We start from the raw sequence: 25681 nt of genomic DNA on the forward strand, positions 1-25681 counted from the left end.
GTGGGAGCAGTTTGGGAGAGGCGGCCAGAGGCCAGCGGGGGGCGGGTTACCCCTCGTCGCTGCTGGTCTCGGCCTTCTTTTTCGCTGCGGGCTTTTTCGCGGCGGGTTTCTTCGCCGCTGTCTTTTTGGCGGCGGGCTTTTTCGGGGCGGCCTTCTTTGCCGGAGCCTTCTTCTTGGCGCCGGATTTGCCAGCTTTCTCGGTGATCAGCTGCACGGCCATCTCGACTGTGACATCCTTCGGCTCGACGTCCTTGGGCAGGGTGGCGTTCACCTTCTCCCATTTGACGTAAGGCCCGTAACGCCCGTCCATGATGCTGATGGCACCGCCGCTTTCGGGGTGATCGCCCAGCTCTTTCAGCGCCTTGGCCGCGGCGCGGCGTCCGCGACCGGGGTTGGCGCGCTTCTCCGCCAGCATTTCCACCGCGCGGTTCATGCCGATCTCAAAGACGTCGAGCGTTTCCTTGAGGTTCACGTAAACCGGCTTTTCCTCGTCGGGTTTCTGATGCGCAATATAGGGACCAAAGCGCCCCAGATTGGCCTGAATCGCGCCGCCCTCAGGGTGCTGGCCAATCTCGCGGGGCAGGGTCAGCAGGGTGACCGCCTGTTCCAGCGTGACCTCATTCGGACCCCAGCCCGGCAGGAAATCCTTGCCTTGTTTGGGCAGAGAGGAGCGTGGCGGTTTCTTGTTCTCGGGCGTGGCTTCACCGCGCTGCACGTAAGGCCCGAAGCGACCGGATTTCAGGTGGATCTCATCCCCATCGTCCTCGCCCAGAACACGCTCGTAGCCTTCCGCGCCCTCCCCGGAAATGGGGCGGGTGTAGTTGCATTCCGGGTAGTTGCCACAGCCGACAAACCCGCCGGTGCGCGAGGTTTTCAGATGCAGCTGACCGGCGCCGCATTTGGGGCAGATGCGAGGATCCACGCCATCTTCGCGCGGCGGATACAGCTGCGGCGCCAGCGCGTCATCCAGCACATCCAGCACTTCGGTGATGCGCAGGTCAGAGGTCTCAGAGATTGCGGCGGAGAAATCGCGCCAGAACCGGCTCAACAGATCCTTGTAGTCGCGGTCCCCGGCGCTGACGTCGTCCAGCTCCCCTTCCAGATTGGCGGTGAATTCATACCCCACGTAGGTGCGAAAGAAGTTCAGCAGGAAGATGGTGACGATCCGGCCCTTATCCTCGGGGAACAGGCGGTTCTTGTCCTTGCGGACATATTCGCGGTCCTGAATCGTGGTGATCACAGAGGCATAGGTGGAGGGGCGACCGATGCCCAGCTCTTCCATGCGTTTGACCAATGTCGCCTCGGTAAAGCGGGGCGGCGGCTGGGTGTGGTGCTGCAGGCCCAGAACCGCCTTGTCGTCTGACAGAATGGCGCCAGCTGCGTCGGCTTTCTCCGCCTGCGCGGCCAGGGATGCCGCGAATTTCAGCGACTCGCCCTGCATGATCTGCGGCAGGCGCTTGTCATCATCGTCAACAACATCATCGCGGCCTTCTTCGTAGACACGCAGGAAGCCGTCGAACAACATCACCTGACCGGTGGCGCGCAGCACCACCTGACGGTCGTCAGAGCCGATATCAACCGTCGTTCGCTCCAAACGGGCGCCTTCCATCTGGCAGGCGAGGGTCCGTTTCCAGATCAGATCATAAAGCTTGCGCTGGTCATCCTCGGAGACTTTCAAGCTCTTGGCGTCGCGGCTCATGTCGGTGGGGCGGATACATTCATGCGCCTCTTGCGCATTCTTGGCCTTGTTCTTGTAGATCCGGGGTGATCCCGGCACATATTCGGCGCCGTAGCGCTTGGCGATTTCGGCGCGCGCCTCTTGCACTGCCTCTGGCGCCATGTCGATGCCATCGGTCCGCATATAGGTGATGTAGCCTGCCTCATAGAGGCGCTGCGCGGCGTTCATGCACTGCTTCGCGCCCATGCCGAATTTGCGGCTGGCTTCCTGCTGCAGGGTGGAGGTCATGAAGGGCGCTGATGGATTGCGGGAGGCGGGTTTCGCCTCGACCGATTGCACGGTCAGGGACCGGCTGGCAACGGCCTGCACCGCCAACTCGGCCGCGGTGGAATTGGCCAGCGCATATTTGTCCAACTTGTCACCGCCGAGAACCGTCAGGCGGGCCTCGAACTCCTGTCCGCGCGGTGTCGCGAGGCTTGCCTTCACGGACCAGTATTCCTGTGGGTTGAACGCCTCGATCTCCATTTCACGCTCAACAATCAGGCGCAGGCAGACCGACTGCACCCGCCCGGCAGAGCGGGCGCCGGGCAGCTTGCGCCAGAGCACCGGCGAGAGGTTGAAGCCGACCAGATAGTCCAGCGCTCGGCGAGCCAGATAGGCCTCCACCAGCGGCATATCGACCTGTCGCGGGTTCTTCATCGCCTCGGTCACCGCTTCCTTGGTGATGGCGTTGAAGGTCACCCGGCTCACCGGGGTATCTTTCTTGATCGAACGGCGTTTGGTCAGCGCCTCCTGCAGGTGCCAGCTGATCGCCTCGCCTTCGCGGTCAGGGTCAGTTGCGAGGATCAGGGCGTTGTCGTCTTTCAGCGCATCGGCGATGGCCTTGACGTGTTTGCGGCTGTCGGCACCGACCTCCCAGGTCATTGCAAAATCATCGTCGGGTTCGACCGATCCGTTTTTTGCAGGCAGGTCGCGCACATGTCCGTAAGAGGCCAGAACCGTGTAGTCGGAGCCGAGATATTTGTTGATTGTCTTGGCTTTAGCTGGGGATTCTACAACAACAACGGGCATAAATTCGTAAACCTCTATGGGACGGGCTGCGGGCGCTCTATGGCGGGGCAACATGTGGGGTGCAAGGGGAGATTGTCAATCCGGCTTCGAATGACAATGGGCTGTTGCGTCAATCAGCGCTGGGATTTGGGGGCCGGTGCGCCCTGTGGCTCCCGGTCGAAATCCCCCCGGATCAGAAGGCCACCCGCCGCGCGGGCGACGGCGCCTAAGAGCTCCAGATCGGTGAGCGCCGGGGCCAGATCGCGTGACGTGACTGCCAGGTCGCGGACCAGCTGATCTTCTGCCGTGGGGGCAGGGCCAAGACGGTCGAGGATCCGCTGGTGCAGCGCTGCGGTCTCGCGCAGATCGCGCTGCGGCGGCGGAGGAGGGGGCAAATCCGTGAGGCGGGCGCTGGCCGCGGCCTCCGGCGGGGGCACCGGCCGGTCGGAGAGTTCGGCCACCACGCGGTGCGACAGATCCATCGGCGGCAGCGCCTCGATCACGTCCTGCGCGTTGCGCACCAGCTGGGCGCCGTCGCGGATCAGCATATTGCAGCCCGCAGCCCGCGCATCAAACGGGTGGCCGGGCACTGCCAGCACGTCGCGGCCCAGGTCCAGCGCGTCGCGTGCGGTGATCAGCGAACCGGATTTGGCGGCACCTTCCACCACCACCACAGCCTGAGCAGCGCCGGCAATGATGCGGTTGCGGGCCGGAAAATGCCGCGCGCGGGGGGACATGCCCATTGGGTGTTCGGAAATCATCACGCCTTGTTCGGCGATATCCCCGGCCAACCGGGTGTTTTCAGTTGGGTAGATCACATCGACACCGCCCGCCATCACGGCGCAGGTTCCGGTGCGCAGGGCGGCCATATGGGCGGCGGTATCAATGCCGCGCGCCAGTCCTGAGATGACGCAATACCCGGCCTCGCCCAACTCCCGGGCTAGGGCGCGGGCCATGCGAACGCCAAGTGAGGAGGCATTGCGCGCGCCGACAATGGCGATGGTGGGCTGGTTCAGATGCGCCGGGTCCCCCATGGCCCACAGCAGGGGCGGGGCATCGCGCAGCGCGGCCAGATGGGATGGGTAATCGGCCTCCCCAAAGCACAAAAGCCGCGCATTCGCGGCTTCTGCGGCCGTGATTTCGGCCAGTGCCGCCTCAGCAGAGCATATTTTATACCCTTTAACGCCAGCGGCGCGTGCCATTTCAGGCAACGCGGACAGCGCGTTCTGCGCTGATCCATATTTCGCGAGGAGACGGTGAAACGTCACCGCGCCAACACGTCTTGAGCGCAAAAGACGGAGCCAGGAAATCCGAGTATCTTCCGTGGTGGGTGGGAGTGGGGGGTGAGTGGAAGAATGTGCTTCTTCGGTCATCCTGCGCTCCGCCTTGTTGCAAGACTATGATTAGCTCTTGAGTGGTTAACAGGTGGTGAACATGAAGAATTAAGGGAAATATTTTAACAAACTGAATTCTAACTCATTCTGATAAAAGCAAAAAACTGCCATCGCTAAAAGTACAGGCGAAACAACGACCGGTTAGGCGTCCGTCAATGATGCTGCCAGAGCCGTTAAATCATCGAAAACCGCCACCGAGTCGGCCGTTTAGCGACATGGCGGCGATTCTTGTGGCGAGTCGGGCGGCGATACCGCCGCCGTCGTTGACAGAGGCTTAGGTGGCGGAGCCGCCAACTGTAAGACCGCCCATCAGCACCGTGGGCTGGCCAACGCCCACCGGCACCCATTGGCCCTGTTTGCCGCAATTGCCCATGCCGGGGTCAAGCGCCATGTCATTGCCAAGCGCGCGGATCTTGTTCAGCGCGGTGGCGCCGTCACCGATCAGGGTTGCGCCTTTGACCGGGGCGCCGACCTTGCCATCCTTCACCCGGTAGGCCTCGGTGCAGGAGAACACAAATTTGCCGTTGGTAATGTCGACCTGACCACCGCCGAAGCCGACGGCCCAGATGCCATCCTTAATGGAGGCGACCAGATCGTCGGGGTTGGCATCGCCGCCCAGCATATAGGTGTTGGTCATCCGTGGCATTGGCGCGTGGGCGTAGCTTTGGCGGCGACCATTGCCGGTGCTCTCCACCCCCATCAGGCGCGCGTTCTGGCGGTCCTGCATGAAGCCCACCAGCTTGCCATCCTCGATCAGGGTGGTTTTCTGGCTGGGCGTGCCTTCGTCATCGACGGTGATGGAGCCGCGCCGGTCGGCGATAGTGCCGTCATCCAGCACCGTCACCCCCTTGGCGGCGATCTGCTGACCCATAAGGCCTGCAAAAGCGGACGACCCCTTGCGATTAAAATCCCCTTCCAGCCCATGGCCGATGGCCTCATGCAGCAGGATGCCGGGCCAGCCGGGGCCAAGCACCACGTCCATCTCACCGGCGGGGGCGGGGACGGCCTCGAGGTTGACACAGGCGATCCGCAGCGCCTCGCGGACCTTGCTCTGCCAATCGGCGGGATCCACCAGACCGTCCAGCCCCACGCGCCCGCCGCCACCGGCAGAGCCGCTTTCACGGCGGCCGTCCTGTTCGACAATCACCGAGACATTGAGCCGGGTCATCGGGCGCACATCACGCACGCGGGTGCCATCGGCGCGCAGGATCTCCACCTCCTGCAGGGAGGCCGCCAGCATTGCTGAGACCTGCACCACCCGCGAGTCCTGTGCGCGGGCAAAGGCGTCGATCTCGCGCAGGGTCTCCACCTTCACGGCAAAGGGCATCGCGCCAATCGGATCATTCTCAGTATAAAGACGGGTGTTGGTGCGCGGCGGTGGCGGGGCCATGGTGCCGCCGCCATCGCCCACGGCAAGACGCGCGGTTTCGGCGGCGCGCTTCAGCCCGGCAATGGAGACATCGGTGGAATGGGCATAGCCAGCGACCTCGCCATTGACCGCCCGCAGGCCGAACCCTTCGGCGGCATCATAGCTGGCATTGCGCAACCGGCCATCATCAAAAACCAGCGCCTCCGACTTGCGCCGCTCGACAAAGATCTCCCCATCATCAGCCCCCGCAAGGGCCGAACGCAGGACCCCCAGGGCCTCGTCTTCGGGCAGGGTTGTTTCAAACGGGCGGAAGGCTGCGGTATCCATGGTTTGACCTCGGTTTTTTTGATCTAAATCAAGAAAGCGACGCTTTGACGCGAGCATTCCTCTTTAACTGCACGATGGAATATGATTTTTAGCAGCGTCAAAGACAACGGGTCCGGCGCGTTTTGTGGAATCAAAGTTCCGACATAGGACGTCGGCGCAGGAACAACTCGATCAACCGATCAACTGATCAGGACATGACATGAAGAACGCTTTGATGCTTTCAGGCCTTTTCTCGGGCCTCTCGAGCCTTCCAGCTATGGCGCAAGAAGGTCTGGAAACCATTGGCAAGCCGGTTGACGGCGGCCTTGGCTTTCAGCCGGCAGCGACCGAGCTTGCCGAAGGCATCCATTCTCTGGACTACATGATTTTGGTGATCATCACCGCTGTTTGTGTGTTTGTCGGGGGGCTGCTGCTCTATGCAATCGTGCGGTTTAACCGTCGCGCCAACCCGAATGCGGCCCAGTTCACCCACAATACGCCGGTTGAAATCGCATGGACCGTTGTGCCGATCCTGATCCTGGTGTTCATCGGCTCCTTCTCGCTGCCGGAGCTGTTCCGTCAGCAGGAAATCCCCGAGGGCGACATCACCATCAAGGTGACCGGCTACCAGTGGTACTGGGGCTATGAGTATGTTGACCACGAGTTCGGTTTCGAAAGCTTCATGCTGGCCAAAGAAGAACTGGCTGACAACGGCTACGCCGAAGATGAGTATCTGCTGGCCACCGACACTGCCGTTGTCGTGCCTGTCGGTAAAACCGTCGTGATGCAGGTGACCGGTGCAGACGTGATCCATTCCTGGACCATCCCGGCGTTTGGCGTGAAGCAGGATGCGGTTCCCGGTCGTCTGGCGGAGCTGTGGTTCAAGGCTGACAAGGAAGGCATCTACTTCGGTCAGTGTTCCGAGCTTTGCGGCAAGGACCACGCCTATATGCCGATCACTGTAAAAGTGGTGAGCCAAGAGGCCTATGACGCCTGGCTGGAAGGCGCGATCGAAGAATACGCCGGTCTGCCCCAGTCCTATCAGGTCGCCTCCAACTGAGCGATACGATTGGCGCTTGCCTCCGGGCGGGTGCCACCTAGCTATCACGTGAAAACGGATCGGGCCGCGCAGTCGCTGCGCGCCCGCTTTCGCTAAGACAGATCACGACAGAAGAGAGCACCATGACTGACGCAAGCATCAACGCCAGCACCGTCCAGCAAGGGGACGCGGAGTTCGGGGACTATTTTGCCCTGCTCAAACCGCGCGTGATGTCCCTTGTGGTGTTCACGGCGCTGGTAGGGCTTCTGGCTGCGCCGGTTGGCGTGCACCCTGTCATCGGCTTCAGCGCTATCCTGTTCATTGCCATCGGCGGTGGCGCCTCCGGGGCGCTGAACATGTGGTGGGACGCCGATATTGATCAGGTGATGAAACGCACCAAGAGCCGCCCGATCCCCGCAGGCAAGGTTGAGCCGGGTGAGGCGCTGTCGCTGGGGCTGGCGCTGTCCGGTCTGTCGGTGATCATGCTGGCACTGGCAACCAATGTGTTTGCCGGGGCGTTTCTGGCCTTCACCATCTTCTTTTACGTGGTGATTTACACCATGTGGCTGAAGCGCGCGACGCCGCAGAACATCGTCATTGGTGGCGCTGCGGGCGCCTTCCCGCCGGTCATTGGCTGGATTGCGGCCACAGGCTCCATGGCGGTTGAGCCTTGGCTGATGTTCGCCCTGACCTTTATGTGGACGCCGCCGCATTTCTGGGCGCTGGCGCTGTTCATGCGCTCGGATTACGACGATGCGGGCGTGCCGATGCTGACTGTGACCCATGGCCGCCGCTCCACCCGCAAACATATTCTGATCTACACGGCCCTGCTGGCCCTGCTGGCGGTTGGCACGGCCTTCTCCGGCGTGGGTGGCCCAGTCTATCTGGGGGTGGCGCTGGTGCTGAACGCACTGTTCCTGCAAGGTGCCTGGAAGATCTCGCGTCGTGACGAAGACGACAGCGAGGCGGACAACTTCAAGGTCGAGCGCAGCTTCTTCAAACTGTCGCTGCTGTACCTCTTCCTGCACTTCGGCGCGATCCTCGCTGAGGCTGTGCTGAAACCCTACGGATTGGGAGGCTGGTAAGATGAGCCTGCGCAAAGAGCATGAGCTGCACCAGAGACGGAAAGGCCGCAACATTGGCGTTGGGGTTCTGCTGGGATCCTTCGTGGTGCTGGTTTTGGCCCTGACCATCGTCAAGGTCACATCGGCAGGGTTCAAATTTCCCAACACTGCCGCCGCTGTGGAACAGACCGAGGAGCAAAACTGATGGCATTGCAGGGACCACAGAAAACCGTCGTACAGCTGGTTGGTGTTGTTGTCCTGATGGGCGGGCTCGCCTGGGCATCGGTGCCGTTTTATGATTGGTTCTGCCGGGTCACCGGCTTTGGCGGCGTCACTGGCGTTGCGGATCAGGCTTCTGATACGGTGCTGGATCAGACCATCACCGTGCGTTTTGACGCCTCCAAGGAACGCGATATGCCGTGGCAATTCACCCCGGTTGAGCGTGAGATGGAGATCAAGATCGGGGAAACCGGGCTGGCCTTCTATGAGGCCTACAACCCGACCGACCGCCCCGTTGCCGGGCAGGCGTCTTATAATGTGACGCCCTATTCGGCCGGCGCTTTCTTTGAGAAAATCGCCTGTTTCTGCTTTGAAGAGCAGGTGCTGCAACCGGGGGAACGGGTGGAAATGCCTGTGACCTTCTTTGTCGATCCTGAAATTGTCGAGGATCGGGACGGAAAATACGTGCATACGATCACGCTGTCGTACACATTCTATGAAATCGATCTGCCAGAAGGGTATGCCGCCCTTGAAACCGGTGATACAGCCGGGGCAGGCACAAACACGAACTAGGCCGCTTTGGTGAGGGACACTTAAATGGCGCACGCTAAAAATCACGACTATCATATTCTTCCGCCGTCGATCTGGCCGCTGCTCAGCTCGCTCGGGACCTTCATCATGTTGTTTGGCGCGGTTCTGTGGATGCATGGCGTTACAGCCTATGCGTTCTGGGGCGGCCTCATCATGGTGGTCTACAGCGCCTATGCTTGGTGGGCAGAGGTTGTTGCCGAGGCGCGTCAGGGCGATCACACCCCGGTTGTTCGCATCGGTCTGCGCTATGGGTTCATCCTCTTTGTGATGTCCGAAGTGATGTTCTTCTTCGCTTGGTTCTGGTCGTTCTTCAAACACGCGATCTACCCGATGGAGACCTATGTCGGCACCGAATATGTGGCACCGAGCATCTATCCGGTTGATGCCTTCCACTTGCCGCTGATCAACACGCTGGTGTTGCTGCTGTCTGGCTGTGCTGTCACTTGGGCGCACCACGCGCTGGTCCACAACAATGACCGCAAGGCGCTGATCCAGGGCCTGTCCATCGGTATCTTGCTGGGTGTCTTCTTCACCTTCCTGCAGGGCTATGAATATGTTCACCTGCTGCACGAAGGCTGGGAATTTGGCGGCGATGAGTTCTACTCGAACTTCTTCATGGCCACTGGCTTCCACGGTTTTCACGTGATCATCGGGACCATCTTCCTGACCGTCTGCCTGATCCGCGCAATGAAAGGCGATTTCACCCCCGAGCAGCACGTCGGTTTCGAGGCCGCTGCCTGGTACTGGCACTTCGTTGACGTGGTCTGGCTGTTCCTCTTCGTGGCGGTTTACGTCTGGGGCACCGCAGGTCTGGCCCACTAAGGGCATCCCGAATTGTAACGGGTACAGGTTTGTGGTTTCGAATCCCGACCTGACCCCGTAAGACATGCAGCGCGCGGAGCCATGCTCCGCGCGCTTTCTCATTCGCAAGGACAGCGTGATGCGACGGTTGATCTTTCTATCCCTTGTTGGCGGTCTGGGCCTTGCGGCGCTGATGGCACTAGGGATCTGGCAGATCCAGCGACTGGCCTGGAAAGAAGACCTGCTGCGCACCATCGACGCCCGGATTGCGGCGGCTCCGGTTGCCCTGCCAGAGACCCCGGTCGAGGCGCAGGATCGCTACCGCGCGGTGTCGGTCAGTGGCGAGGTTGAAGCGGCGGAACTGCATGTGTTCTGGGTCACCAAGACGGCTGAGACCGGCTACCGCATCATCTCCCCCTTGCTGACCGAAGATGGCCGACGGGTGCTGTTGGACCGGGGTTTCGTCCCTGCCGCCGCGAAGGAGCGCGCGCGTGCCACTGGCGCCGCCGCGATCACTGGCAACCTCCTGTGGCCGGATGAGGGCGACTGGACCACTCCGGCGCCCGAGGTCGATACCAATATCCTCTATGCGCGCGATGTGGCCTATATGGCCGAACGGCTGGGCACCGAACCGGTGCTGATCGTCGCCCGCAGTGCCTCTGCCGACGCGGATGTGACACCGCAGCCGGTGACCACAGCAGGCATCCAGAACAATCACTTGCAATACGCGATCACCTGGTTTTCGCTGGCCCTGATCTGGGCCGCCATGACCACCTATTTCCTGTGGCGCTCGCGCCCAAAATCCGAAGGCTGAAGCGATGAAATATATCTCGACCCGGGGCCAGGCGCCCGAGCTGACCTTTGAAGATGCCATGCTGACTGGGCTTGCCCGTGACGGCGGGCTTTATGTTCCGGCCGAAATCCCGACCATGTCCAAGGCGGAGATCGCGGCCCTTGCCGGTCTTTCCTATGAGGAGGTCGCGTTTCGTGTGATGCGCCCGTTCCTTGGCGATTGCTTCACCGATGAGGAATTTCGCGGCATCATCGCCCGCGCCTATGACGGCTTTGGCCATGCCGCGCGCGCGCCGCTGGTGCAGTTGGCGCCGAACCATTTCCTGCTGGAGCTGTTCCACGGCCCGACGCTGGCGTTCAAGGATTTCGCCATGCAGCTGATCGGTCAGCTGTTTGAAACCGCGCTGAAGCGGCGCGGCGAAAGCGTGACCATCGTGGGGGCCACCTCCGGCGATACTGGCTCTGCGGCGATTCAGGCCTTTGGTGGTTTGGATGCGGTCAATGTCTTCATCCTTTACCCCCATGGCCGGGTGTCGGAGGTGCAGCGCCGTCAGATGACCACGCCCGCCGATGCCAATGTGCATGCGCTGGCTGTGGATGGCGATTTTGACGACTGCCAGGCCGCGCTGAAGGATATGTTCAACGACTTTGACTTCCGCGATGAGGTGCGTCTGGCCGGTGTGAACTCCATCAACTTTGCCCGTGTGCTGGCGCAGGTGGTCTATTACTTCACCTCTGCCGTGTCGCTGGGCGCGCCAGAGCGCAAGGTGAGCTTTACCGTGCCGACTGGCAACTTCGGTGACATTTTCGCGGGCTTCATTGCCAAGCAGATGGGGCTGCCGATTGACCAGCTGGTGGTGGCCACCAATCAGAACGACATTCTGCACCGCTGTCTGAGCGGGCAGGGCTATCATAAGGGCGAGACCATCCCGTCAATCTCGCCGTCGATGGATATTCAGGTGTCGTCGAACTTTGAACGCGCGCTGTTCTATGCCTACGGGCAGGATGGCGCCGCCGTGGCCCAGCTGATGGACGAGCTGAAGTCGGGTGGTTTCGAAGTCAGCCAGGGCGCCATGCAGGCCTTGCAGGAGCATTATGTCTCCGGGCGCTGCTCGGAAGCGGAAACCTCCGCCACCATCACATCGGAACGCGCGGCCTCCGGCGAGCTGCTGTGTCCGCATAGCGCCATCGGCGTGAAGGTTGCCAATGAACAGCGCAACCCTGCGGTCCCGATGGTGACGCTGGCCACTGCGCATCCGGCGAAATTCCCGGCGGCTGTAGAAGAGGCCAGCGGCATTCATCCGCCTCTTCCCCCGCGCATGGCAGATCTGTATGACAGATCGGAACGGGTGACACGGATCGCCAATGATCTGACCACTCTTGAGACACATATCAGAAAGCACATCGCGCATTGACAGTTCAACAACACCAACTCGCCAACGGGTTCAGAATCGTCACCGAAACCATGCCGGGGCTGCAATCTGCTGCCATCGGCGTCTGGGTGACCGCAGGCGGGCGGAACGAGCGGATTGAGCAGAACGGGATTGCTCATTTTCTTGAGCATATGGCGTTCAAAGGCACCAAGCGGCGCAGCGCGCTGGAAATTGCTGAGGCGATTGAGGATGTGGGCGGCTATATCAACGCCTACACCAGCCGCGAGGTGACGGCCTATTATGCCCGTGTCTTGCAGGAAGATGTGCCGTTGGCCTTGGATGTCGTGGCCGATATCGTGCTGAACCCGGTGTTCGACCCGCGCGAGATTGAGATTGAGCGCGGCGTGATCCTGCAGGAAATTGGTCAGGCGTTGGACACGCCCGATGATGTGATTTTCGACTGGCTTCAGGAAGAAAGCTATCATGACCAACCCATCGGGCGGACCATCCTTGGTCCGGCTGAGCGGGTGCGTGCCTTTGACCGTGAGGATCTGGAGCGGTTTGTCGGTGAACACTACGGACCGGGTCAGATGATCCTCGCCGCCTCTGGTGCGGTGGACCATGACACAATCGTGAAACTGGCCGAAGAGCTGTTCGGCAGCATGGCCCCCAAGACGCTGGTTATGCCTGCGGCGGCAACCTTCACCGGCGGTGAGGCGCGGCAGGAGAAGGCGCTGGAACAGGCCCATATCGCGCTGGCCTTTGAGGGGCCGGGGTACCGCGACGATGCGATCTACACCGCGCAGATCTACTCCAGCGCCTTGGGCGGCGGCATGTCGAGCCGCCTGTTCCAGGAGGTGCGCGAAAAACGCGGGCTGTGCTACACGATCTTTGCCCAGACCGGTGCCTACGCCGACACCGGCACGCTGACGCTTTATGCGGGCACATCCGGGGGTCAGCTGGATGAATTGGCTGGCATCACCATCGACGAGATGAAGCGCGCCGCCAGCGATATGAGCGATGCCGAGGTGGATCGTGCGCGGGCGCAGATGAAGGCGGGGATGCTGATGGGGCTGGAAAGCCCGACCAACCGTGCCGAACGGCTGGCCCGTCTGGTGCAGATCTGGGACGAGGTGCCGCCACTGGAGGACACCGTGGCGCGGATTGATGCGGTGACCACCGCCGATGTGCGCGCCATGGCCGAGGATATGGCCCACCGCGCGTCCATGGCGCTGGCGCTCTATGGTCCGGTGGGCGATGCCGCCCCGCTGACCGCCCTGCAGGAGAGGCGCGCCGCCTGATGCTGCTGACCGGACGCAAGGTGCGCATTGAGACCGAACGCCTGACTCTCAGGCCGCCGATCCATGCGGATTTTCGCGACTGGGCCGCGCTGCGCCAGCACAGCCAGGGCTATCTCACCCCGTGGGAGCCCAGCTGGGCGACAGATCATCTGAGCCGTAAAAGCTTCACCAACCGGGTTTACTGGGCGCGCCGCGCGGTCAGCTCTGGCTCGGCACTGCCGCTGTTTCTGATCCGACGCAGCGATCAGCTGCTGGTCGGGGCGATCACGCTGGACAATATCCGGCGCGGGCCTGCACAGGCGGGCACGCTGGGGTATTGGACCGGCCAGCCCTTCGCCCGCCACGGCTATATGCGCGAGGCGATCGGGGCGGTGGTGCATCACGCCTTTACCAAGCTGGATCTGAGCCGGATCGAGGCGGCGTGTTTGCCGGAAAACGCCGCCTCCCGCGGGCTGTTGGAGAGTGCCGGCTTCAAATATGAAGGCGTGGCGCAATCTTATCTGCAAATCAACGGGCGCTGGCGGACACATGTCCTATATGCTTCGTTGCGCCATGATCGGCGCGGACGCACGCAGGTCGGACAAGCCTGACGCCCTGATGGGCGCGGTCGACCATAGCACGGCAATAGGAGAGACGCGCATGACCCTGAACCCTGCGGACACCGGTTTTATCGACCATCTGCGCGCTTTGCTGCCCGAGGACACCCTGCGCGCGGCGGACCCCCGGTATCTGGAAGAGCCGCGTGGCCGCTATCACGGGCAGGCGGGTGTTGTGGCCTTGCCGCGCAGGACTGAGGAGGTCGCGACACTTCTGCGGGCCGCCCATGCCGCCCGTGTGCCTGTGGTGCCCTATGGCGGCGGCACCGGGCTTGTCGGCGGGCAGATCATGGGCGCGGAGGGGCCGGCACCGCTGGTGATCTCGCTGGAGCGCATGACCGCCCTGCGCGGGGTTTATCCGCAGGAGAACGTGATCGCGGTTGAGGCGGGCATGGTGCTGGCCGATGTGCAGGCCGCCGCGCAGGCGGCGGGTCGGTTGTTCCCGCTGTCACTGGCGGCAGAGGGTACGGCGCGAATTGGCGGCACGCTTGCGACCAATGCCGGCGGGGTCAATGTTCTGCGTTATGGCAATGCGCGCGATCTCTGCCTGGGGCTGGAGGCGGTGCTGCCCAATGGTGAGATCTGGCAGGGCCTCAGCCGCCTGCGCAAGGACAACACCGGTTATGACCTGCGCAATCTTCTGATCGGGGCCGAGGGCACGCTGGGCATTATTACCGCCGCCTCGCTGAAGCTTTCGCCGATCCCGGCGGAAGAGGGCACCGCGATCCTGACGGTTGCTTCGCCCGCCGCAGCAATTGACTTGCTGGCGCTGGCGCGTGATCAACTGGGCGAGACGATCAGCGCCTTTGAACTGATCCACCGGCAGGGGCTTGAGTTCCTGCGCCAAACGCTGCCGGATCTGCGCCTGCCGTTTGACGATTTGCCTGAATGGTGTGTGCTGATTGATCTTGGTCTGCCCAGCGGGCGCAGCCCGGCGGAGGCGCTGGCGGCAGTGTTCGGGAGCGCATTTGAGGCCGGGCTTTGCGCCGATGGCGTGATCGCCCAGTCGGAGGCGCAGCGGCAGACGCTGTGGTCGGTGCGCGAGCATATCCCCGAGGGCAATCGCCGCATCGGCTCGATCTCCAGCCACGACATCTCGGTCCCGATTTCACGTATTCCCGATTTCATTGTCGAGGGCGGCAAGCGTCTGGCAGCGCTGGGGGATATGCGGATCAATTGTTTTGGTCATCTGGGCGATGGCAACCTGCACTACAACGTCTTTCCCGCGCAGGGGCAGGATCGCAGCGCCTATGAGCATCTGCGCAGCGATGTGAAGCGCTGCGTGCATGATCTGACCCATGACTACGGCGGCTCGGTCAGTGCTGAACATGGCATCGGACGGCTGAAGGTGGTGGATCTGCAGCGCTATGGTGATCCGGTGAAACTGGCGGCGATGCGGGCGATCAAACAGGCGCTGGATCCGCACGGTATCATGAACCCCGGTGCCGTGGTGCCACCCGCCGACTAGGGACAGGTAGGGCAGGTAAGGTGGCTCAGGCTGGCTGCATCCGGGGGCGGGCGGGTCGACTGCGCATCAGCAGCAGCACCATGATCGCGATATTGAGCCCGTTCCAGAAGATCCCGTTCACAAAGGCCAGCTGATAGGATCCGCTGACGTCGTAGATCCAGCCCGACATCCAGCCCCCCAGCGCCATGCCAAGGATAGTCATCATCATCACGAACCCCACGCGGGTGCCTGCCTCCTGCGGGGGCATGTACTCCCGCACCACCAACGCATAGCTCGGCACGATACCGCCCTGTGCCAGCCCGAAAATGGCGCTGACCAGATAGAGCGAGACCATACCGTCGTACGGCAGGTACAGAAACAGCGCGATACATTGCAGGATGGACCCCACCAGCAGTGTCCGCACGCCGCCGAACCGATCCGCGACCAGACCGGAAATCACCCGGCTGACCACGCCGCCCAGCAACATCAGCGACAGCATCTCAGCCCCCACCGTCGGGCCATAGCCAAGACCAACGCAATAGGCGACGATATGAACCTGCGGCATCGACATGGCGACGCAGCAGCCGATGCCTGCCAGCCCCAATATCCATTGCAGCTGACGCGGGGAGAGCCCCACCCGTGCGGCATTGCTGGCGGAGGTCGCGGCACTGTCGCCCTGCGCGCTGAGTGCGATGCGGCGTCGCAAGACCACCGACAGCGGGATCACCACCAGCAGCGTGACCCCGGCAAGGGTGGCATAGACGCTGCGCCACCCGCTTTCGGCCAGCATTCCGGCCAGCGCCGTGGGCCAGATCGCACCGGAGAGGTAATTGCCGCTGGCGACCAGTGCCACCGCAATGCCGCGCCGTCGTTGAAACCAGTGGGAGATATCAGCAATCAGCGGCCCAAATCCAGCCGCCGTGCCCAGCCCCAGAAACAGATGCGCTGCCGACAGCCAGATCATATCCGGCGCCAGCATCGCCAACCCGTAGCTGACAGCACTGAGCAGCGCCGCCGCGCAAAGGGCCAGCGTAATGCCGAACCGGTCAACCAGTCGGCCAATCACCAGATTGCCCACGGCAAAGCCGATCATCGTCAATGTATAAGGCAGCGAGGCCGCAGCGCGATCGGCGCCGAATTCGACCTCGACAGCGGGCATGACCACGATCACCGCCCACATGCCGACATTCGCGACAGTGGCAATGGCCAGCGTGACCAGAAGTCTGGCCCAGGAATAGCGGCTGTCGAGGATGGCAGAGGTGGACATGTCGGCACGCTATGAGACGCGCCGACATGCTGCAATGATTATCACCCCTTCCAAGAGGGGAGAGGGACAGCAGGGGTGTCAATCACCGCAGATTATGTCGGCGGCGGTATCTCGGGCCGTCGCCGCCGACTGTGGCCGCGCCCCTATCCCGTGGTCCGAAAGGAAAAAGACCGCAGGAGCAGGCGCGCCACTCAGGGATGGGGGCCGCGCGAACCGCTTCGCTGGCCATCCCGCCTGAATTTTAGGGCATGATCACGGTGTCGATGACGTGGATCACGCCGTTTTCAGCCTCGATATCTGCTGTTGTGACCGTTGCCTCATCCACCATCACGCCGCTGTCCAGATCAATGGTGATTTCGCTGCCCTGGACGGTTGCGGCCTTCATGTCATCAACCAGATCACCGGACATCACCTTGCCGGGGACCACGTGATAGGTCAGGACTTCGACCAGCCTGTCCTTGTTTTCCGGCTTCAGCAGCTCCTCTACAGTGCCTGCGGGCAGGGCGGCAAAGGCGGCATCGGTCGGGGCAAAGACGGTGAAAGGCCCGTCGCCCTTCAGCGTGTCAACCAGACCAGCGGCCTGCACCGCAGCAACCAGTGTTGAGAAATCCCCAGCACCCGCGGCAGTGTCGACAATGTCCTTGGCATGGCCACCGGCGAAAGCGGAGGTGGCGAGCGCCATGGTTGCGGCGGCGGTCAGAAGTGTCTTGCGGATCATGAGTACATTCCTCTGTTTTGGTTGCATGCCCAAGCTGGCATTGACGGTGTTACGGGGAGGATTGCGGTTTGGATCTGGCGGGTTTTCGCCGGGCGCAAGTTGACAAAAAAGGCGCGCCGCCTAAGCCACGCGCCCTTATGATTTCCACTCACATTTATGTGATTGAGAAGATAGGTTTGCCTGCAATTTTCAGGTGATCCACCCCTGTTTCCAATGTGGTCAGGGACGGATCATAGCCAGTTTGCTGCGGGCGGGCGCGGTATCAGGCGCCCTCGAATTCGCAGAGCACGGTGACATCCATGCCAAGATCTTCAAGCACCTTGCGCCCGCCGAGTTCCGGCAGATCAATGACAAAGGCGCAGGAGACGATTTCGCCGCCCAGACGCTCAATCAATTTGATGCCTGCCGCCGCCGTGCCGCCGGTGGCGAGTAGGTCGTCCACGACCAGGATCTTCTCGCCGGGCTGGATGGCGTCGTCATGCACTTCCATGATCGCCTCGCCATACTCCAGTTTGTATTCCTGGCTGATGGTGGTGCCGGGCAGTTTGCCCTTCTTGCGGATCGGCACGAAGCCAACGCTCAGCTGATGCGCGATGGCGCCGCCGAGGATGAAGCCGCGCGCCTCTAGCCCCACAACCTTGTCGATCTGCTCGCCCGCATAGGGGTGCAGCATCTGGTCAATGGCCATGCGAAACCCGCGCGGGTCGGCAAAGAGCGTGGTGACATCGCGGAACATGATGCCCTCGTGAGGGAAATCGACGATGGTACGGATGTAGTCTTTGACTGCGGTTTTGCGGGCCATGGGGTGTCCCCTTTTTGGTCGTCTCTATGGATCGCCTTTTGGGCGGTGTCTTTGCCACGGCAGCCCATAGGCAGCGGCGCGGCCAAAGATATGTCGCTGATGGGCGCGGTGCAGACAAGGGCAGGGTCCGCCCGTGCCCGTTGTCTTTTGCGGCTGTGACCTTTCAGAACCAATCAGGATCATCAGGGTCAGGTCAGGGCAGGGCGCGGGTTTTAGCCCAGAACGCGGCCTGCAACGGCATCCAGCTTTGCAAGCAGGGCGGGGTCGCGTTTCTCCGGCGCGGTCATGATGGCGTATTCCAGCGCGGTATCGCAGCCATGCGGGCAGGCGGCGCGGGTCTGGCCCAAGAGCGCAGGCAGGCGCTGCACCAGCGCGCGGCCCTTGGCGGAGTTGCCGGTGAGGGTGGCGATAATGTCGGTGATTTCCACCGCACCATGTTCAGGGTGCCAGCTGTCGAAATCCGTTACCATGGCGATGGAGGCATAGCAGAGTTCCGCCTCGCGGGCGAGTTTTGCCTCGGGCATGTTGGTCATACCGATCACGTCACAGCCCCAGCTGCGATACGTCTTGCTTTCCGCCATGGAGGAGAACTGCGGCCCCTCCATACAGAGATAGGTGCCGCCGCGATGGATGCTGATGCCAGCATCTTTGCCCGCCGCCTCCGCCGCGTCCGAGAGCCGTTCGCAGGTGGGGTGCGCGACGCTGACATGGGCGACACAGCCGGTGCCGAAGAAGCTTTTCTCGCGCGCGAAGGTCCGGTCGATGAACTGATCAACGATGACAAAATCCCCCGGCGCCATCTCCTCGCGGAAGGAGCCGCAGGCGGAGATAGAGAACACATCCGTCACCCCCAGCCGCTTCAGCGCGTCGATATTGGCGCGGTAGGGGACTTCGGTCGGGGAATGCACATGGCCGCGCCCGTGACGGGGCAGGAAGGCCATTTTCACGCCGTCCAAGGTCCCGGTCAGGATCTGATCCGAGGGCGCCCCCCAAGGGGTTTCCACCGTGACCCACTCGGCGCCATTGAGACCGTCGATGTCATAGAGGCCCGAGCCGCCGATAACCGCAATCATTGTATCCTGTGTCACGTGATCTGTCCCTTGTGCTGCTCACTTGGTTGTGCCTGAGGCGGGGCTGGTTTGACAAGCGTCCGGGGGGAAATTGATTGATCCCGCCCATTGGGCGGCATCAAGGCCTTCGGCGAGAGTATTTGGGGAAAGATGACGGGCGGGCGATTATTCGCGCCGGATGACCCCCGTCAAAGCCGCCGCGCCAAGAGCGGTGACGATCCAGCCTGCGAGCGTGAACACCCAGCGCGCCCACCAGAGATGCCAGCCCCACCAGCCCCGTTCGGTCGAAGGTGCCCAGGCGTCGGTCTGGCCTAGGTCGATGATGGGGACGACAAGATCTGCCGCATAGGCATAGCGATTGAAGCTTTCCCAGTCGCGGCCAATGGTGGAGGTCAGGCTCCAGTCTTTGGCTGGGTTGGGATGAGGCGGATAGCTATGATCTGCGCTGTATGTCGCCCAGCTCTCTGATTGGAGCGCAACTGCCGAATTGGGGGCAAAGCTGCCTTCCTCCCAGGCGAGGTGGGCGGGTATGGTGGCGAGGCCCCACAGGAGCACCAAGGCGATCAGGCTGCGTTCTGGGCGAAAACCATGGCCCGTCAGGAGCAGGGAGAGGCTGTGCCAGATCCAAAGGGCGGGCGTTGTTGCTTTGGCCCACAGGCGTTGAATGGGGTGTTTGGCGTTTGCAATGCGCTCTTCGCAGGCGTGGTGTCGCAGCTTTTTTCCGAGTGCGACGCGGACCTTGGTTGCATCCGCCTCATGCCCCATATCGTGCAGAACCTTGGCGAGCTGTTTGTAGGGTTGGGGGAAGAATTCACCGTTCCAGCGGTCCCCTTGCGCGAGCCAGTTGAGCCGGGTACGGGCATCGGTGGGGCCGAAGATGCGGTGATAGGTGAAGCCGTCTAGGATGAGGTTTTCACCGTTTTGCGCATCGTCTGGCCAGCAGTCGGGATCATCAACAAGGTCGCCGCATCTTGCTGCGTTGAGATCTACGACGCCTTGGACAGCGATCTGGTCACGAAAGAAAAAGTCTTTTGCAATATTGGCGTTTTGGAGGTTCAGCGCCCTTCCGTCCTTGTTCTGGAACTCGGCGCCGATGCAGGACAGCTGGCCACCGGTATTGAGGCCATTCAGATCCGCTTCGCCGAAGATTTTTGCAGAGGAGAGAAACAGGCTCTGGCCAATATCCGCGTTTTGGAGGTTTAGTGCTTTTCCGCCCTCGTTCTGGAACTCTGTGCCGATGCAGGACAGCTGGCCGCTGGTTTTGAGGCTTTTCAGATCCGCTGCGCCGAAGATTTTCGCAGACGAGAGAAACAGGCTCTGGCCAATATCAGCGTTTTGGAGGTTTAGTGCGATCTCGTCCTTGTTCTGGAACTCGGCACCCTCGAAGTCGAGCTGGCCGCCGGTTTTGAGGCCGTGGGCTGCAAGAAACGGCAGTTTGCAGGAGTCCAGCGAGACGTTTTTCAATGCGGTGCAGCGGGCGGCATAGATGCCATTCTTGAACCGGCAATTGTGCAGCAACATGTTGCCGGTGATTTCGCAGTCCGTCAGGTTTAAATCTCCATTGATAAGCGCGCCTGCCAGTCCAACACCAGATTCCGTAGCCGGGCTGTCTTGACCCCCGCCGAGCAGAAAAAACCGCAGCACATCGGCACGGATATGGCGGTCAGAGGGAGGGCGCGACCAGTCGTCTGGCTCTGGTGGTGTTTGACCATCGGGGCCGCAGCGGCAGAATTTTCCCGCTTCCACAGCGGCTTTCAGTTCTCGCTCCGCCTCGGTGGCCGTTGGCTCAATCTCGTCCCAGCTTTTAAACCGCTGCATGTCAAATCCTTTGGGTGCAATGACGCAACAGTTTCGTGAAAATACCGGCAAATCAAGGTGGGGCGAGCGGTGGGCGATTAACAACCGCTTAAGTTTAATGTCAGCAGCGCTGCCGCAATGTTTCGCGTGCGAAACAATTGGGCAGGAGGGTTGACCCAATCAGCGGTTGGGCCTCATGGAAAGCGGCGCAAAGGGCCGTGCCCTTGCCCCAATGGCGGAATTCCGCTAGGGGCGGCGCTAACATGACCCTTTCCCGATCACAGGTGACCCCATGACACGCGGCATTATGGCGACGCTCGCCAAGCAGATTTCACCGCCCAATCTTTCCATCATGCAGGATGAGGGCTTTACGGTCTCCCGCGTGCGCACGGAGCTGCTGTCCGGCCTGACCGTGGCGCTGGCGCTGGTGCCGGAGGCGGTGGCCTTTGCCTTTGTCGCCGGGGTGCATCCGCTGGTGGGGCTTTATGCGGCCTTTATGGTGGGGTTGATCACCGCGGTGTTCGGCGGCCGACCGGGCATGATCTCCGGTGCGACGGGCGCCTTGGCGGTGGTCATGGTGGCGCTGGTCGCACAGCACGGGGTTGAATACCTCTTTGCCACCGTGGTGCTGATGGGGATCCTGCAGATCATCGCCGGTGTCATGCATTGGGGCAAGTTCATCCGGCTGGTGCCGCATCCGGTGATGCTGGGCTTTGTGAACGGTCTGGCGATTGTGATCTTCCTGGCGCAGCTGACGCAGTTCAAGGATCCGAGCAACACTGAGGCCTGGCTGGCGGGTCCGCAGCTGATGATGATGCTGGGACTGGTGGGGCTGACCATGCTGATCATCTGGGGCACGCCCAAGATCACCGCAATCATCCCGGCACCGCTGGCGGGGATTGGCATTGTGGCGGCGCTGGTGATTGCTTTTGGGATCAATGTGCCGACCGTTGGCGACATGGCGTCCATCAAAGGTGGTTTCCCGTCTTTCCACAATCCGTTTGGCACGGGTGAGGGGCTTTATGGCACCGCCCTTGCGCCCTTCACGCTGGAGACGCTGTGGATCATCCTGCCCTATGCGGTCATTCTGGCGGCGATTGGTCTGATCGAAAGCCTGCTGACGCTGAACCTGGTGGGCGAGATCACCGGCAAGCGCGGCGGGGCCAGTCAGGAGTGCATTGCGCAGGGCGCGTCCAATGTGGTCACAGGCTTCTTTGGCGGCATGGGCGGCTGTGCGATGATCGGCCAGTCGATGATCAATGTGAAATCCGGTGGCCGGACGCGGATTGCGGGCATTGCCGCGGCGCTGTTCCTGCTGGCGTTCATCGTTGTGGCCTCACCGCTGATTGAACAGATCCCGCTGGCCGCACTGGTGGGCGTGATGTTCATGGTGGTGATCGGTACCTTTGCCTGGAACAGCTTCAAGGTGATGACCAAAGTGCCCTTGATGGATGCCTTTGTCATCGTGCTGGTGACCGTGGTGACGGTGATGACCGACCTTGCGATTGCGGTGGTTGTCGGTGTGATCGTCTCGGCGCTGGCCTATGCCTGGAACAATGCGCGCCGCATCCACGCCTATACCCGCGAGTCCGAAAGCGACAAGGGCGCCAAGGTTTATGAGATCGAAGGGCCGCTGTTCTTTGGCTCCACCGATGGGTTCATTGAGCTGTTTGACGTGGCGAATGACCCGGATCACGTGATCGTGGATTTTGCCCGCAGCCGTGTGGTGGACCAATCCGCCTTGCAGGCGATCGAGACGCTGGCGGGTAAGTATGAGGCCGAGGGCAAGGCTGTGGTGCTGCGCCACCTGAGCCGCGACTGTCATCAGTTGTTGACTAGGGCGGGCCATCTGATGGTCGATAGCGATGACGACCCGGACTATCAGGTTGCGGTCGATTACTCGGTCAAGACCGGGATCCTGGGCGGCCACTGACGCGCGCCGGATTGGCAAAAACAAAACCCGCGGCCCCAAGGGGGCGCGGGTTTTGTCGTTTTCGGGGGGTGTTCCGGCTGGGTGGCTGATCCGGGATCAGCCCTGGTTCAATCCGGCTTCGATCCCGGTTCAATCCGGGGCTAGAGCCTCCAGCATGTCGAGATCCCCGGCCAGCAGGGCCGGTTCTGCGCGGCTGATCAGATCGGCTGGCCAATCCCACCACTTCAAAGCCAGAAGCCGAGCAATCTGCGGCTTGGAAAACCGGTGCCTTACGGTGGCGGCGGGATTTCCGGTGGCGATGGCATAGGGCGGGATGGAGCCGCGCACCACCGCGCCTGCGCCAATGATCGCCCCATCGCCGATTTTTGCACCGGGCAGGATCATCGCGCCATAGCCGATCCAGACGTCATTGCCCACGATAGTATCGCGGGTATCGGGTTGAAACCCCGCCATCTGGGTCTGGTCAAACACCGGAAAAGGATAGCAGCTGAGGCCATCCTGCGCGTGATTGGCGGAGGCGGTGATGAAGCGCACGCTGTCGGCGATCTGGCAGAACTTGCCAATCACCACCCGTTCGCGGGATCCGGCAAAAAGATAGGGAGCCAAGCGGCTGGCCCAGTCCGATGGCGGCTCAAAGGCGGAGGCATAGGTATAGGCACCGATGGTGAAATTCGGGTGGTCAATCGCTTCGGCCAGCATCACGGTGCCTGCGTGCGCGGTGCCGTCGGGCAGGGTAATGGGATTGCGGCGCCTTGGATCGGGAAGGGGCATTGCAGGGCCTCATTGGTCGGGGCGGGTGAGGGAGAAGAGATCTCGGACAACAGAGTAGTCGCGATAGCCAAGGCGTGCCAGCGGCTGGAACCGGGTGACATCAAAGGTGCCGTCGTTAAGACAGCTGTCATCCAGATGGACGCCGACCACCTCGCCGAAGACCACCTTGTTGGCAGCGCCGGGCAGGGTCACGATCTGGGTCAGTTTGCATTCCAGCGCGGCGGGGGCGGCGGCGACGCGGCCACAGCTGATGGTCTCGCAATCGGCCATCTCAAGCCCTGCATGTTCGAACTCATTGATGTCCTTTGGCAGCGGTGCGGAGCTGGCGTTCATCGCATCCCGCAGCGCATAAGACACCACATTGACGCAGAACACGCCGGTCTCCTCGATATTGGCGACGCTGTCCTTGGTGCCGTCGCGATCTGCCTTGGCGGAGGTGGAGGCGAACATCACCTGCGGCGGTTCATAGGCGACCGCGTTGAAAAAGGAATAGGGCGCGAGATTGTTGCCGCCGTCCGCTCCGCGTGACGAGATCCAGCCGATGGGGCGTGGGGTTACAATGGCGTTGAACGGGTTGTGCGGCAGGCCGTGGCCATCTTCTGGGCGGTAGAACATCTGCGGGTCTCCAATGACTGGGCGAAGGCGGTAGCGCGCTGGTTTTGCTCGCGGATCCGGTCGCCGGGGTTTGCCCAAGGCTTACGCCCGTGTTAGGCCGATGACCAGCCTGCCGGGAGAGATTGCCGCGCGCTGTGGGACAAAGCCCGCAGGTGCGACAGTCACGATCCGTGTCGGCAGGGACGGCGACGGGCGTGGAGGCAGGGCGGCGTGATTGAATTGAAGGCAGAGCAGCCCGAGGACCGGTGGGAGGTCGAGGCGCTTTACGATCTGTGCTTTGCGCCGGGGCGCGAGGCGCTGTCGTCTTATCGCCTGCGCGAAGCCGTGCCGCCGGTCAACGGGTTGAGCCAGGTGGCGCGGGACGAGGGCGGCATTCTGGCCGGGGCGATCCGGTTCTGGCCAGTGCGGATCGGCGATGCGGCATGGCCTGCGCTGCTGCTGGGGCCGGTGGCCGTTCACCCGACCCATCAGGGGGAGGGGCTGGGGGGTGCGTTGATCCGCGACAGCCTTGCCAAGGCGGCAGAGCGTGGCTGGAGCCGGGTCTTGCTGGTCGGGGACGCGCCGTATTATGTCCGCTTCGGCTTCACCCCATTGTGCGGGGTCGACATGCCGCCGCCGACAAACCCGGACCGGGTGCTGGGGCTGGAACTGGTGCCTGAAAGCTGGGCGAATGTGCGCGGTCAGGTGCTGCGCTGGAGCGGGTCGCAGACGCCGGGCTGAGGGGTTCGGTGGCGGCGGCGAACGGCTGCTATCTTGAAATACGGGGCGGGAATACAAACATTTTCTGCAACAAGAGGTGCGCTATGAGTGAGATCCTGACCCCTGATACGGCCCTAAATACAGACCTGACCAAGCAGCTGGACGCTGCCGCCGTGGAGGCGGAGCTGACGGCGTTGGCGGAGCGTTATCGCGCGGCCGGTGGGCTTGGGATCCAGACCCTGAACCTTCTGGGCGGCTCTGTCGACGGGCTTTTGGATAAACTGCCCGCCCCGGTGCGGAGCCGGTTAGACGGTGCCACCGAGCAGGCGCTGCAATTGGCGATGCAGGGGGCCAGCGGGTCTCGGCGGGTGCTGCCGGATCAGCCCTCCGGTGTCAATCGCGCGGTGAGTGCTGCGATGGGCGCTGCGGGGGGGATGGGCGGTTTGCCGGGCGCGCTGGTGGAGCTGCCTGCGACAACGGCTTTCCTGTTGCGCAGCATACAGGGGGTGGCCGCCGAAGAAGGTTTTGACCCCGAGGCAGATGGCGTGCGCTTTGACTGTATCCGGGTGTTTGCCTCAGCGGGGCCGCTGGCGGCGGATGACGGCGCTGACCTGGGGTTTCTGTCGCTGCGGCTGGGGCTGACCGGCGGCGCGGTGCAAAAGCTGATTGCCCAGGTGGCGCCCCGGCTCAGTGTGGTGCTGGGCCAGAAGCTGGCGGCGCAGACCGTGCCGGTGTTGGGGGCTGTTGCCGGGGCCACGACCAATTTTGTCTACGCGGGCTACTATCAGGAAATGGCGCGGGTGCATTTCGGGTTGCGCCGGCTTGCTGTTGCGGCGGATCAGCCGCATGAGGTTCTGGTTGCGCGGTTGCAGGACCGGCTGCTGGCTCCGCGTTAGATCGTTCATCGCGGCCCGAACCTGCGGCACCGATGTGACGTGAACTGTGGCGCGGGCGCTTCTGCCCTTGCACTTCAGGGGATTGAAGATTTA

23 protein-coding genes are annotated in these 25681 nt (G+C 62.2%); 13 read left to right on the forward strand and 10 right to left on the reverse strand.

Translation table 11 applies throughout. The features are described from left to right. Positions 1-46: 46 nt before the first annotated feature. The 3 genes from topA to tldD all read right to left on the reverse strand — a co-directional run bounded on the left by topA (position 47) and on the right by tldD (position 5818). Complete coding sequence (gene topA / locus OO25_RS18545; protein WP_040181922.1) at positions 47-2749, reverse strand: type I DNA topoisomerase; 2703 nt, start codon at positions 2747-2749, stop codon at positions 47-49. 113 nt (positions 2750-2862) lie between these two features. Continuing rightward, positions 2863-4101, reverse strand: coding sequence for a DNA-processing protein DprA (gene dprA, locus OO25_RS18550; protein ID WP_040181924.1), 1239 nt, complete (start codon positions 4099-4101; stop codon positions 2863-2865). 295 nt (positions 4102-4396) lie between these two features. Then, positions 4397-5818, reverse strand: a complete 1422-nt coding sequence (gene tldD, locus OO25_RS18555) for a metalloprotease TldD (RefSeq protein ID WP_040172045.1) — start codon at positions 5816-5818, stop codon at positions 4397-4399. 199 nt (positions 5819-6017) lie between these two features. Here tldD and coxB point away from each other — a divergent pair, with 199 nt between their 5' ends. The 10 genes from coxB to OO25_RS18605 all read left to right on the forward strand — a co-directional run bounded on the left by coxB (position 6018) and on the right by OO25_RS18605 (position 15041). Beyond that, the gene (gene coxB / locus OO25_RS18560) at positions 6018-6857 is read left to right on the forward strand and encodes a cytochrome c oxidase subunit II (RefSeq protein ID WP_040172049.1); all 840 of its coding nucleotides are present in this window, start codon (positions 6018-6020) and stop codon (positions 6855-6857) included. Positions 6858-6979: 122 nt separating this feature from the next. Further along, positions 6980-7921 carry a heme o synthase gene (cyoE, locus tag OO25_RS18565; RefSeq protein ID WP_040181925.1) on the forward strand — a complete coding sequence of 314 codons (942 nt, stop codon included), beginning with the start codon at positions 6980-6982 and terminating at the stop codon, positions 7919-7921. Position 7922: 1 nt separating this feature from the next. Further along, entirely contained in the window at positions 7923-8105 is a 183-nt protein-coding gene (locus OO25_RS18570; RefSeq protein WP_024098237.1) for a hypothetical protein, read from the forward strand. Then, the gene (locus tag OO25_RS18575) at positions 8105-8692 is read left to right on the forward strand and encodes a cytochrome c oxidase assembly protein (RefSeq protein WP_040172055.1); all 588 of its coding nucleotides are present in this window, start codon (positions 8105-8107) and stop codon (positions 8690-8692) included. The genes OO25_RS18570 and OO25_RS18575 overlap by 1 nt, the downstream gene beginning before the upstream one ends. Before the next feature lie 24 nt (positions 8693-8716). Continuing rightward, the gene (locus OO25_RS18580; protein ID WP_040172059.1) at positions 8717-9532 is read left to right on the forward strand and encodes a cytochrome c oxidase subunit 3; all 816 of its coding nucleotides are present in this window, start codon (positions 8717-8719) and stop codon (positions 9530-9532) included. A gap of 118 nt (positions 9533-9650) precedes the next feature. Next, positions 9651-10325: an SURF1 family protein gene (locus OO25_RS18585; RefSeq protein ID WP_040181962.1), complete on the forward strand. Its 675-nt coding sequence runs from the start codon at positions 9651-9653 to the stop codon at positions 10323-10325. Between the two features lie 4 nt (positions 10326-10329). Then, positions 10330-11718: a threonine synthase gene (gene thrC, locus OO25_RS18590; protein ID WP_040181927.1), complete on the forward strand. Its 1389-nt coding sequence runs from the start codon at positions 10330-10332 to the stop codon at positions 11716-11718. Next, positions 11715-12977: a pitrilysin family protein gene (locus OO25_RS18595; RefSeq protein ID WP_040181929.1), complete on the forward strand. Its 1263-nt coding sequence runs from the start codon at positions 11715-11717 to the stop codon at positions 12975-12977. The genes thrC and OO25_RS18595 overlap by 4 nt, the downstream gene beginning before the upstream one ends. After that, positions 12977-13567 carry a GNAT family N-acetyltransferase gene (locus OO25_RS18600; RefSeq protein ID WP_040172069.1) on the forward strand — a complete coding sequence of 197 codons (591 nt, stop codon included), beginning with the start codon at positions 12977-12979 and terminating at the stop codon, positions 13565-13567. Before OO25_RS18595 ends, OO25_RS18600 begins: the two co-directional genes overlap by 1 nt. Before the next feature lie 49 nt (positions 13568-13616). Beyond that, a complete protein-coding gene (locus OO25_RS18605) occupies positions 13617-15041 on the forward strand; it encodes an FAD-binding oxidoreductase (protein ID WP_040181931.1) in 1425 nt (474 codons plus the stop codon). 25 nt (positions 15042-15066) lie between these two features. Here OO25_RS18605 and OO25_RS18610 read toward each other — a convergent pair whose 3' ends face one another. The 5 genes from OO25_RS18610 to OO25_RS18630 form a co-directional block, all read right to left on the reverse strand. Then, positions 15067-16287: a CynX/NimT family MFS transporter gene (locus OO25_RS18610; RefSeq protein ID WP_040181933.1), complete on the reverse strand. Its 1221-nt coding sequence runs from the start codon at positions 16285-16287 to the stop codon at positions 15067-15069. Positions 16288-16528: 241 nt separating this feature from the next. After that, on the reverse strand, positions 16529-17005 hold the full coding sequence (locus OO25_RS18615; RefSeq protein ID WP_040181935.1) for a fasciclin domain-containing protein: 477 nt from the start codon (positions 17003-17005) through the stop codon (positions 16529-16531). 262 nt (positions 17006-17267) lie between these two features. Beyond that, the gene (locus OO25_RS18620; protein WP_040172078.1) at positions 17268-17807 is read right to left on the reverse strand and encodes an adenine phosphoribosyltransferase; all 540 of its coding nucleotides are present in this window, start codon (positions 17805-17807) and stop codon (positions 17268-17270) included. Between the two features lie 212 nt (positions 17808-18019). Then, complete coding sequence (locus tag OO25_RS18625; protein WP_369808876.1) at positions 18020-18880, reverse strand: S-methyl-5'-thioadenosine phosphorylase; 861 nt, start codon at positions 18878-18880, stop codon at positions 18020-18022. A 162-nt stretch (positions 18881-19042) separates the two neighbouring features. Further along, the gene (locus OO25_RS18630; protein WP_040181939.1) at positions 19043-20695 is read right to left on the reverse strand and encodes a hypothetical protein; all 1653 of its coding nucleotides are present in this window, start codon (positions 20693-20695) and stop codon (positions 19043-19045) included. 271 nt (positions 20696-20966) lie between these two features. Here OO25_RS18630 and OO25_RS18635 point away from each other — a divergent pair, with 271 nt between their 5' ends. Further along, positions 20967-22607 carry a SulP family inorganic anion transporter gene (locus tag OO25_RS18635; protein WP_040181941.1) on the forward strand — a complete coding sequence of 547 codons (1641 nt, stop codon included), beginning with the start codon at positions 20967-20969 and terminating at the stop codon, positions 22605-22607. Between the two features lie 129 nt (positions 22608-22736). Here the strand turns inward: OO25_RS18635 and OO25_RS18640 are convergent, their stop codons facing one another. Both OO25_RS18640 and OO25_RS18645 read right to left on the reverse strand, forming a co-directional pair. Beyond that, positions 22737-23378 carry a CatB-related O-acetyltransferase gene (locus OO25_RS18640; protein ID WP_040181943.1) on the reverse strand — a complete coding sequence of 214 codons (642 nt, stop codon included), beginning with the start codon at positions 23376-23378 and terminating at the stop codon, positions 22737-22739. Positions 23379-23387: 9 nt separating this feature from the next. Continuing rightward, positions 23388-23993 (reverse strand): flavin reductase family protein, encoded by a 606-nt coding sequence (locus OO25_RS18645; protein ID WP_040172160.1) that lies wholly within the window; start codon positions 23991-23993, stop codon positions 23388-23390. Between the two features lie 210 nt (positions 23994-24203). Here OO25_RS18645 and OO25_RS18650 point away from each other — a divergent pair, with 210 nt between their 5' ends. Beyond that, entirely contained in the window at positions 24204-24713 is a 510-nt protein-coding gene (locus tag OO25_RS18650) for a GNAT family N-acetyltransferase (protein WP_040181945.1), read from the forward strand. Positions 24714-24796: 83 nt separating this feature from the next. Further along, positions 24797-25588: an EcsC family protein gene (locus OO25_RS18655; protein WP_040181946.1), complete on the forward strand. Its 792-nt coding sequence runs from the start codon at positions 24797-24799 to the stop codon at positions 25586-25588. Positions 25589-25681 lie beyond the last annotated feature (93 nt).

The sequence above is a fragment of the Phaeobacter sp. S60 genome, assembly GCF_000826845.1.
In the GTDB taxonomy this organism is placed as follows: domain Bacteria; phylum Pseudomonadota; class Alphaproteobacteria; order Rhodobacterales; family Rhodobacteraceae; genus Phaeobacter; species Phaeobacter piscinae.

Excerpts from the sequence above, each read along its gene's own strand:
- topA (WP_040181922.1), bottom strand. The coding sequence starts at position 2,749 with ATGCCCGTTGTTGTTGTAGAATCCCCAGCTAAAGCCAAGACAATCAAC.
- dprA (WP_040181924.1), bottom strand. The coding sequence starts at position 4,101 with ATGACCGAAGAAGCACATTCTTCCACTCACCCCCCACTCCCACCCACC.
- tldD (WP_040172045.1), bottom strand. The coding sequence starts at position 5,818 with ATGGATACCGCAGCCTTCCGCCCGTTTGAAACAACCCTGCCCGAAGAC.
- coxB (WP_040172049.1), top strand. The coding sequence starts at position 6,018 with ATGAAGAACGCTTTGATGCTTTCAGGCCTTTTCTCGGGCCTCTCGAGC.
- cyoE (WP_040181925.1), top strand. The coding sequence starts at position 6,980 with ATGACTGACGCAAGCATCAACGCCAGCACCGTCCAGCAAGGGGACGCG.
- OO25_RS18570 (WP_024098237.1), top strand. The coding sequence starts at position 7,923 with ATGAGCCTGCGCAAAGAGCATGAGCTGCACCAGAGACGGAAAGGCCGC.
- OO25_RS18575 (WP_040172055.1), top strand. The coding sequence starts at position 8,105 with ATGGCATTGCAGGGACCACAGAAAACCGTCGTACAGCTGGTTGGTGTT.
- OO25_RS18580 (WP_040172059.1), top strand. The coding sequence starts at position 8,717 with ATGGCGCACGCTAAAAATCACGACTATCATATTCTTCCGCCGTCGATC.
- OO25_RS18585 (WP_040181962.1), top strand. The coding sequence starts at position 9,651 with ATGCGACGGTTGATCTTTCTATCCCTTGTTGGCGGTCTGGGCCTTGCG.
- thrC (WP_040181927.1), top strand. The coding sequence starts at position 10,330 with ATGAAATATATCTCGACCCGGGGCCAGGCGCCCGAGCTGACCTTTGAA.
- OO25_RS18600 (WP_040172069.1), top strand. The coding sequence starts at position 12,977 with ATGCTGCTGACCGGACGCAAGGTGCGCATTGAGACCGAACGCCTGACT.
- OO25_RS18605 (WP_040181931.1), top strand. The coding sequence starts at position 13,617 with ATGACCCTGAACCCTGCGGACACCGGTTTTATCGACCATCTGCGCGCT.
- OO25_RS18610 (WP_040181933.1), bottom strand. The coding sequence starts at position 16,287 with ATGTCCACCTCTGCCATCCTCGACAGCCGCTATTCCTGGGCCAGACTT.
- OO25_RS18615 (WP_040181935.1), bottom strand. The coding sequence starts at position 17,005 with ATGATCCGCAAGACACTTCTGACCGCCGCCGCAACCATGGCGCTCGCC.
- OO25_RS18620 (WP_040172078.1), bottom strand. The coding sequence starts at position 17,807 with ATGGCCCGCAAAACCGCAGTCAAAGACTACATCCGTACCATCGTCGAT.
- OO25_RS18625 (WP_369808876.1), bottom strand. The coding sequence starts at position 18,880 with ATGATTGCGGTTATCGGCGGCTCGGGCCTCTATGACATCGACGGTCTC.
- OO25_RS18630 (WP_040181939.1), bottom strand. The coding sequence starts at position 20,695 with ATGCAGCGGTTTAAAAGCTGGGACGAGATTGAGCCAACGGCCACCGAG.
- OO25_RS18635 (WP_040181941.1), top strand. The coding sequence starts at position 20,967 with ATGACACGCGGCATTATGGCGACGCTCGCCAAGCAGATTTCACCGCCC.
- OO25_RS18640 (WP_040181943.1), bottom strand. The coding sequence starts at position 23,378 with ATGCCCCTTCCCGATCCAAGGCGCCGCAATCCCATTACCCTGCCCGAC.
- OO25_RS18645 (WP_040172160.1), bottom strand. The coding sequence starts at position 23,993 with ATGTTCTACCGCCCAGAAGATGGCCACGGCCTGCCGCACAACCCGTTC.
- OO25_RS18655 (WP_040181946.1), top strand. The coding sequence starts at position 24,797 with ATGAGTGAGATCCTGACCCCTGATACGGCCCTAAATACAGACCTGACC.